This window comes from Lonsdalea britannica (assembly GCF_946477055.1).
Lineage (GTDB): Bacteria > Pseudomonadota > Gammaproteobacteria > Enterobacterales > Enterobacteriaceae > Lonsdalea > Lonsdalea britannica_A.
In genome coordinates, this window is sequence record NZ_CAMKXG010000262.1 from 1 (window position 1) to 4739 (window position 4739).

Consider the following 4739-nt stretch of genomic DNA (forward strand, 5'->3'; position numbering starts at 1 on the left):
CGATATGATCCGCAACACCTCCTCGCTATTTCATTACGTCTCTTGCAATACACGCCGATGGCCAGAAAAAGATTCATCTCTGGTTCGTCTGACGGGTCGGTAGCGCTGCGAAGCATTGCTTTATCAGCGATGATAAAAGTTTATTTGGAAACCAATGGAAACCCATTTGTTGTGTCTGTGATCGCATAGCCACTGGCGGATCCGGAGGATCAAGGCATGAAGTATCCGCGAGGCGACAAGGGCGTTATTCCGATGACATGAGCTGCCATAAATGGAAGAGCAGCATTGGGTACAGAATTAATAAAAAGTATGGCAGAAGGGGGCGGATTCCACGTGTCTTAATAGGTAGCACATCGTGGTTTTATTTTTTATGACTGGTCGCTGTTCTGAATTAGCAAATATTAAAAGCATAATTCCACGTATTCCGGGGCATGAAATTATTATTTAATACATGTGTGATACTCTTTTCCCGAAAATAATATCACAGGGACGTTATTTAATATGTTCATCAAAAAACCGGCAGGTTTAGTGCTGTCGTGCGCCATCTTGTTATTTCCTTTTTCCGGCTGGTCAGCGGACACGTTTAAACATCCAGGCATGCTCAGTAACAGCGACGATCTCGCCAGAATGACGACGCAGGTGAAGCAGCAATCCGAGCCCTGGCTCAAGGGATTCCAACAGCTGAAACTTTCGCTTGGCTGGCAGCCCCGCGCCGTCGACATCGTCTATCGGGGAAGAAATAGCGAGCATAGCGAAAATTATCCCCAGCTTTACAGAGACATAGCGGTAGCGTATTCCCATGCGCTGTATTGGAAGATCACCGGAGATGAGGCTTACGCCAACAGCGCCGTAGCGATTCTGAATGCGTGGGGCGGCACGCTAAAAGAGATCCGAGGTTCTACCGATGCCGCGCTCGCTGCGGGAATTTATGGCTATGAACTGGCGAATACTGCGGAAATTATGCGGGATTATCCGGGGTGGAAAACGAGTGATTTCGATACGTTTAAAACCATGATGGAGAAGGTTTTTCTTCCCATTAATCTGGATTTTATCGCTCGTCATAATAATACGAAAATCGATCACTATTGGGCGAACTGGGATTTAGCGCAGTTAAGTTCCATTATGGCCATCGGTATTTTATTAGATAGAAAAGATCTCTACGACAGAGCCGTCGACTATTACAAAAACGGCGACGGAAATGGCGCCATTGGGAAATTGGTCTGGAAACTGTATCCCGAGCAAGGGATGGGACAAATACAGGAAAGCGGCAGGGATCAGGCTCACTCATTATTAGATATCGCGCTGGCGGGCGCCATTTGCCAAATGGCCTGGAATCAAGGCGATGATTTATTCGGTTACGACGATAATCGGCTCATGAAAGGGGCGGAATATGTGGCGGCCTATAATCTCGGCAAAACGGTGCCCTATACCACGTATACCAACAGCGACGTGACCCAAACGCAGATCTCCGCCAGCGCAAGAGGAGAGGTCAGGGCGATTTGGGCACTGATCTATAACCATTACGTTGTTTTGAAAGGCCTCAACAGCCCCAATATTACCGAGATGGCGACCAAGATTCAGCCTGAAGGCGGTCCCTGGTCTTATGGCGCATCGCCGGGAAGTTTTGACCAGCTGGGCTACGGCACGCTTCTGTTTTCTCTGGGAGAAGAGTAACGGCTTCCCCGTCACGCTCGCCGGGGTGCGGTTGCTGCGCCCTGGCGAAGGAGAGGATTCACGATTATCCGCCGGGGAGACGGTATCTCCCCTGAGAACATCGTGATGCCGTTATTTTTGGAAACGAATTGGAAACTCTCAGGCTAGCGGTAGATAGAAGTCGAAGCGATGGCTTTTTGTTTCCAGCATGGACTGGGCGGGAACGCCCGCGAGCGGCGGCGCATAGTCAGGTCGTTTGACCACAATGCGCTTTTTCGCCAGCGAGCGAGCCGGGGCCAACAGCGCGTCAGCATCGTCGTCGGCGCCGACCAGCGTCTGGAAGACCCGCATCTCCTTTTTCACCAGCGCGCTTTTCTGCCGATGAGGAAACATGGGGTCGAGATAGACGACGTCCGGCGGCGGTTCGATGCCTTTCAGCGCCTCGGCGCTTGAGGCATGCAGCAGCGTCAGACGCTCTCTCAACCAACCGCCGATTTCCGCATCCTCATAACCCCGCTGCAGACCATCGTCCAACAGCGCCGCAACAACCGGATGCCGCTCCACCATGCGAACCCGACAGCCGAGCGACGCCAGCACGAAAGCGTCCCGCCCCAGCCCCGCAGTGGCATCCACCACGTCAGGCAGGTAGCCTTTCTTGATGCCGACGGCGCGGGCGACCGCCTCGCCGCGACCACCGCCGAAACGGCGCCGGTGCGCCAGCGTACCGCCGACGAAATCCACGCAGATGGCGCCCAGCTTCGGCTCATCCTGCTTGCGCAGCTCGAGCCGTTCGGGCGTCAACACCAGCGCGAAGGGCTGGTCGTTATCTTCTATCAATCCCCAGCGCGCGGCCAGAGCGTCGAGGGCGCCTTTATCGGCGCCCTCTTCGGTCATCAGGCCGATCTTCATCCCTTGATGCCGTAATGTTTCAGCATGGCGTCCAGCTTCGGTTCACGGCCGCGGAAGCGTTTGAACAGCTCCATCGGCTCTTCTGAACCGCCGCGAGACAGGATGTTGTCGAGGAACGACTGGCCGGTCGTGCGGTTGAAAATGCCCTCTTCTTCGAACAGAGAGAAGGCGTCGGCCGCCAGCACGTCCGCCCACAGGTAGCTGTAATAGCCTGCCGCGTAGCCGCCGGCGAAGATGTGGCTGAAGGCGTGCGGGAAACGGTTCCAGCTCGGGCTGGGCATGACGGCGACCTGAGCCTTGACGTCAGCCAGCGTCGGCAGAATCTGAGCGCCTTTCGCCGGGTCATATTCGGTATGCAGGCGGAAGTCGAACAGGCCGAACTCCAGCTGACGCAGGATGAACAGCGCTGCCTGATAGTTCTTCGCCGCCAGCATCTTATCCAGCATTTCCTTCGGCAGCGGTTCGCCGGTTTCGTAGTGACCGGAGATAAACGCCAGCGCCTCTGGCTCCCAGCACCAGTTTTCCATGAACTGACTCGGCAGCTCGACGGCATCCCACGGTACCCCGCTGATGCCGGTGACGCCCGCGGCTTCAACCAGCGTCAGCATATGGTGCAGGCCGTGACCGAATTCGTGGAACAGCGTCGTCACTTCATCATGCGTGAACAGCGCAGGCTTGCCGTTGACCGGGCGGTTGAAGTTACAGGTCAGGTAGGCGACCGGTTTCTGCAGTTCGCCGTTAGCGAGGCGCATACGGCCCACGCAGTCGTTCATCCATGCGCCGCCGCGTTTGTTTTCGCGTGCGTACAGATCGAGATAGAAGCTGCCGCGCAGCTCGCCGCTTTCATCGAACAGATCGAAGAAGCGCACTTCAGGATGCCAGACATCGACATCTTTACGCTCTTTCGCCGTAATGCCGTAGATGCGATTGACGACTTCAAACAGACCGTTCAGCACGCGCTCTTCCGGGAAATACGGGCGCAGCTGCTCGTCGCTGATGGAGTAGAGATGCTGTTTCTGCTGTTCGCTGTAGTAGCTGACATCCCACGGATTCAGCTCGTCCACGCCGTAATGCTGTTTGGCGAAGGCGCGCAGTTCAGCCAGTTCCTGCTCGGCCTGCGGACGCGCGCGTTTGGCCAGATCGGTCAGGAAGTCCAGCACCTGCTGCGGGTTTTCCGCCATTTTGGTGACCAGCGATTTATCGGCATAGCTGGGATAGCCGAGCAGCTGAGCCTGTTCATGACGCAGCGCCATTTTCTCGGCCATCACCTCGGTGTTGTCCCACTTACCGGCGTTCGGCCCCTGATCGGAGGCGCGAGTGGCGTATGCGCGGTACATCTCTTCGCGCAGCGCCGCGTTGGAGCAGTAGGTCATGACCGGCAGGTAGCTCGGCATGTCGAGCGTCAGCAGCCAGCCGTCTTGTTCTTTCGCTTCGGCCTGCGCTTTGGCGGCCGCCAGGGCGCTTTCCGGCAGACCGGACAGCTCATTGACGTCTGTTATCAGCTTGGACCAGCCCATCGTGGCGTCCAGCACGTTGTTGCTGTAGATCGAGCTCAGTTCGGAAAGGCGTGCGGAGATCTCGCCGTAGCGTTTCTGCTCCTCGGCTGGCAGGGCGATACCGGAGAGTTCGAAGCCGATCAGCGCATTTTCCACGGCTTTTTTCTGCGCCGTGTCCAGCGAGGCGAAATGCTCGCCGTCGCGCAGATTGCGGTGGGCGCGATACAGGCCGGGATGCTGTCCCACCCAAGTACCGTATTCGGACAGCAGCGGCAGGCACTGCTCGTAGGCGCCGCGCAGTTCAGGACTGTTCTGCACCGCGTTCAGATGGCCGATAGGGGAGAAGATGCGCTCCAGCCGGTCGTCGCTTTCCGCCAGCGGCTGACAAAGGTTTTCCCAGGTAAACGGACCTGGCTGCGCCACAACTTGCTCCACCGTTTTGCGACAGTCATCCAACGCGCTCTTAATCGCAGGAACGATATCGTCGGTCTTGATCTGGGAAAACGGGGGCAGGGTAAACGGGGTAAGTAATGGATTTGTCATGGCACGGTCCTGAATAGTAATGATGATCGATCCCTTGTCCCGGTGGCCGACAAGGCTGACATAACTTGCAGATTACTTTCTAAGATGGGGTCTCAGGCCATGAAAATCAATGTTTGGGCAAGAATGGTGTAGTACCCG

The 4739-nt window shown here is 56.2% G+C and carries 4 protein-coding genes; 2 read left to right on the forward strand and 2 right to left on the reverse strand.

The genetic code is table 11. The features are described from left to right. On the forward strand, positions 1-189 hold a 189-nt coding region (locus tag Q7O77_RS14735), incomplete at its 5' end, for a hypothetical protein (protein ID WP_304168809.1). A gap of 312 nt (positions 190-501) precedes the next feature. Further along, on the forward strand, positions 502-1674 hold the full coding sequence (locus Q7O77_RS14740; protein WP_304168811.1) for an alginate lyase family protein: 1173 nt from the start codon (positions 502-504) through the stop codon (positions 1672-1674). Between the two features lie 138 nt (positions 1675-1812). Here the strand turns inward: Q7O77_RS14740 and rsmJ are convergent, their stop codons facing one another. Together rsmJ and prlC are read right to left on the reverse strand one after the other, a co-directional pair. Further along, positions 1813-2562, reverse strand: a complete 750-nt coding sequence (gene rsmJ / locus Q7O77_RS14745) for a 16S rRNA (guanine(1516)-N(2))-methyltransferase RsmJ (RefSeq protein ID WP_304168814.1) — start codon at positions 2560-2562, stop codon at positions 1813-1815. Then, entirely contained in the window at positions 2559-4601 is a 2043-nt protein-coding gene (gene prlC, locus Q7O77_RS14750) for an oligopeptidase A (protein ID WP_304168815.1), read from the reverse strand. The genes rsmJ and prlC overlap by 4 nt, the downstream gene beginning before the upstream one ends. Positions 4602-4739 lie beyond the last annotated feature (138 nt).